Source organism: Fibrobacter sp., from assembly GCF_045601785.1.
GTDB lineage: Bacteria > Fibrobacterota > Fibrobacteria > Fibrobacterales > Fibrobacteraceae > Fibrobacter.
In genome coordinates this window covers 1-2,961 of the sequence record NZ_JAZSAF010000069.1, presented here as the reverse complement: position 1 = coordinate 2,961, position 2,961 = coordinate 1, and the positions used below count along the sequence as shown (strand labels likewise).

The window sequence follows — 2,961 nt, the reverse complement described above, 5'->3', positions numbered from 1 at the left end:
TTCGAGGAGCATGGCCTGCTTGACGAGGTTCTTGTTGACCTTGGTGCGGTCGAATTCCGGGAGATCGACGAAGAAGTCCCAGCACTTGCCTTCCTGAACCTTGATGGGTTCCTGCGGCACCATGTTGATGGCCTTCTTGGTTTCGTCGGTCTTGTCCTTACCGATATTTTCTATTTGGGCGTTCCCCGGCTCGGTGGCCCTCGCCGGGTCGGGCTATATTTTAACGCGCTCCGGTCGGCTCTTGCGAACCGCCCGCACCGCTGTTAAAACGGAGCCTTGCTGCGTTCCCTTCGGTCTCTCCGCAAGTCTCCGCCCCAAAGGGGTCACTATCCCTAACGCAAATGCTGCAAGGAACTTTTTCACTTTTTTTCGCTTCGGACGATGTAAGGGTTGGAAATGTTTATATATTTATGGTATGACTCAGCAAGCGAAAAAGATGCACGAACTCTACGAAGAATGCAAGCACATCGGTTTTTCGGAAACATCCGATGTTATCGAAAGTGCTACGTCGGCAGAAGAAGCGGAATTCTTCGCCAAGGCTTTCGATATCATCTTGCAGCAAAAGCAGAAGAATGTCGTTGCAGAGAAGGGGTTTTGATTGGCTAAACTTATCGTGTTTGCAGGCCCGAATGGCAGTGGTAAATCGACGCTCTATCTAACGAATAGGGCTTTTTTTGATATTCCGAGAGTGAATGTCGATGAAATTGTTCGTGAAATCGGCGGTGATTGGAGAAAATCCGCCGACTTGATCCGTGCAGGGAAAATCGCACTCCGACGGACAAAAGATTGCCTTGAAAAAAGGGTTTCGTTCAACCGGGAAACTACGCTATGCGGAAAGACCGCAGTTCAGGACATCGTCGAAGCCAAGAAACTCGGCTTCGAAGTTGAACTGTATTTTGTCTATTTGTCTTCGGTCGATGTTGCCAAGGAACGCATTCGTCATCGGGTCGCCTGCGGTGGTCATGGAATTCCCGAAGCGGATATCGAACGCCGCTACGAAGAGTCTTTGCGAAGGTTGCAGGATGTCATGCCGTTGTGCGACAAGGTTGAACTTTACGACAATTCCGCACAATTCGTGAAGGTCTTGACGTTCAAGAATTCCCGACTTACTTATTCAGCCGAAAATATACCCGATTGGGCAAAGAAATTTCTGTAAGCCTAGTTCCTCTTCCGTTTTCGAAATGGCACTGCGGGTGGGGGGAACTGGTTCAACCTAACTCGGCGGGCAGACTGTCCCGCCATTTTTGTTTGGAGATGATTGGGCTACGAAAAGGGGTTTGACAAGACTTTCGTCTTTGAGAAAAAATCATTTCCAGACGCCTTTTCGCTAGAAGGGCGAATGGCAAAACAGTTTATCAAGCCAATTTTGAAGAAGCGGTTTGGATAAAACTATCCCTCCGTTCCAATGCCCCCTGTTTTCCCGTATGTCCCGCTGTGGGACATATGGGGGAGTTTGGGAGGATGGGGACGACGTATGTTTCCTAAATTTTACAATGGGGGGGGGTATGGACTTTGGCAGGGGCATTACCTATATTTAATAGAATAAACTATAGACGGGGATGTTCTTATGAAGAAGTCTTTCCAGCGTGTCATTGCGCCCCTGAACTTGTTTCAGGGGAAGCAATCTCTAACCATCTTCTTGTTGGCGGCATTCTTCGCCCTTTCCGCCTGCGATGACTCTTCGTCGGCCTCTAGCAACGAACCGGATGAAAATGCCGCGGTTGATTCTTCATCCTCGTTCTGTAAGGATTGCGAAGATGGGGATGGTTCGAGTAGTTCTAAAAAAGTTGAATCTTCTGATAATCAGAGTAAAGATTCTTCAAGCGATGCCAAATCAAATAGTTCGTCATCAAAAAAAGAAAACACAAAAAACAGTAGCTCGTCGCAGAAGGGAGAAAGTAGCAGCTCTGAATTTGTGTTCAAACTTTGTGAAGACGGTGATACCTCATCGAATGTTATTGCCGGTAAAATCTATTACAATAGCTGCAAAAACGGTCAATGGAATCAAGATTCCATTGGTGAATATGTGAAGCCCAAGGTTTATCCGAATATGGACAGTGTGTTTGGAACACTTGCCACTTTTGGAACTTATACAGATCAACGTGATGACAAAATATATAAGACTGTTAAATACAGGTCTGCCGTCTCGAACGACAGTTTTACCGTAATGGCTCAGAACCTGAATTACGCAGAAATAATGATTGACAGCACCACGACAGTATTTGATGACAGCAAGGTCGAGAAACGCTGCTACAAGGATGACCCCTGGTATTGCGACAACTACTTTGGTGCCCGTTACACCTGGAGCGAGGCGATGGGACTCCCCAAGGTGTGTGACAGCGTGGGTGTTGAAGAAAACCCCAAGTGTAACATTGACCTTAGCAAAAAAGTTCAGGGGGTATGCCCGACGGGTTGGCATGTGATGACGGAAACTGAGTGGAAACATATGGCAACAAGTAATGGCTATTCTGCCGTATGGAGTGTCTTGTCTAAAGCTGTGTGGAATTATGAACTTGTAAGTGAAGTGCAAAATTCTCGCGGTCTATCCGTTTTGCCCAAAGGCGATGAATATCCATCTAATCAACTTGCGAGTTTTTGGTTGCCCAAAGAAGCATCTGAGACTAGTGGTGGCTCGATTCACCTTGCTCTTACGGATGTCGAGATAGGCAAGAGCATGAAGATTGGCTTTTTTAACATTCGTTGCGTTCAAGACGAAGGTGACTCATTTTAAATAGGGATTGAAAATAAGGAAGCAGACTCATGACAAAGAAAAATCAGAATGGTAAAAATCTAAGCAATTACAAAATAGAGGCACTTGAGCCTCGTCTGATGATGGATTTTGCGGTATAAATTCCACATTCCATATTTCACATTGCTTGGTTTGTGGGTGGTGAAAATTTTTACAGGAGATAATGGTATGAAGTGTGTCAAGGGTCTTGGTTTCTTGTGGGTGGCGGTGCT

The 2,961-nt window shown here is 46.2% G+C and carries 4 protein-coding genes; 3 read left to right on the top strand and 1 reads right to left on the bottom strand.

Annotated elements, in window-relative coordinates; genetic code table 11:
• Nucleotides 1-415: 415 nt before the first annotated feature.
• The 3 genes from ACKI61_RS11235 (at nt 416) to ACKI61_RS11225 (ending at nt 2,731) form a co-directional block, all read left to right on the top strand.
• Nucleotides 416-598: a hypothetical protein gene (locus ACKI61_RS11235; RefSeq protein WP_407457790.1), complete on the top strand. Its 183-nt coding sequence runs from the start codon at nt 416-418 to the stop codon at nt 596-598.
• Nucleotides 599-1,156: an AAA family ATPase gene (locus tag ACKI61_RS11230; RefSeq protein WP_407457789.1), complete on the top strand. Its 558-nt coding sequence runs from the start codon at nt 599-601 to the stop codon at nt 1,154-1,156.
• Nucleotides 1,157-1,567: 411 nt separating this feature from the next.
• Nucleotides 1,568-2,731 carry an FISUMP domain-containing protein gene (locus ACKI61_RS11225; protein WP_407457788.1) on the top strand — a complete coding sequence of 388 codons (1,164 nt, stop codon included), beginning with the start codon at nt 1,568-1,570 and terminating at the stop codon, nt 2,729-2,731.
• Nucleotides 2,732-2,758: 27 nt separating this feature from the next.
• Here the strand turns inward: ACKI61_RS11225 and ACKI61_RS11220 are convergent.
• Nucleotides 2,759-2,961 (bottom strand): hypothetical protein (locus ACKI61_RS11220; protein ID WP_407457787.1); only part of this gene is annotated, 203 nt, incomplete at its 5' end.

What these genes read in the sequence shown, in the direction of transcription:
- ACKI61_RS11235 (WP_407457790.1), top strand. Translation starts at nt 416, where the DNA reads ATGACTCAGCAAGCGAAAAAGATGCACGAACTCTACGAAGAATGCAAG.
- ACKI61_RS11225 (WP_407457788.1), top strand. Translation starts at nt 1,568, where the DNA reads ATGAAGAAGTCTTTCCAGCGTGTCATTGCGCCCCTGAACTTGTTTCAG.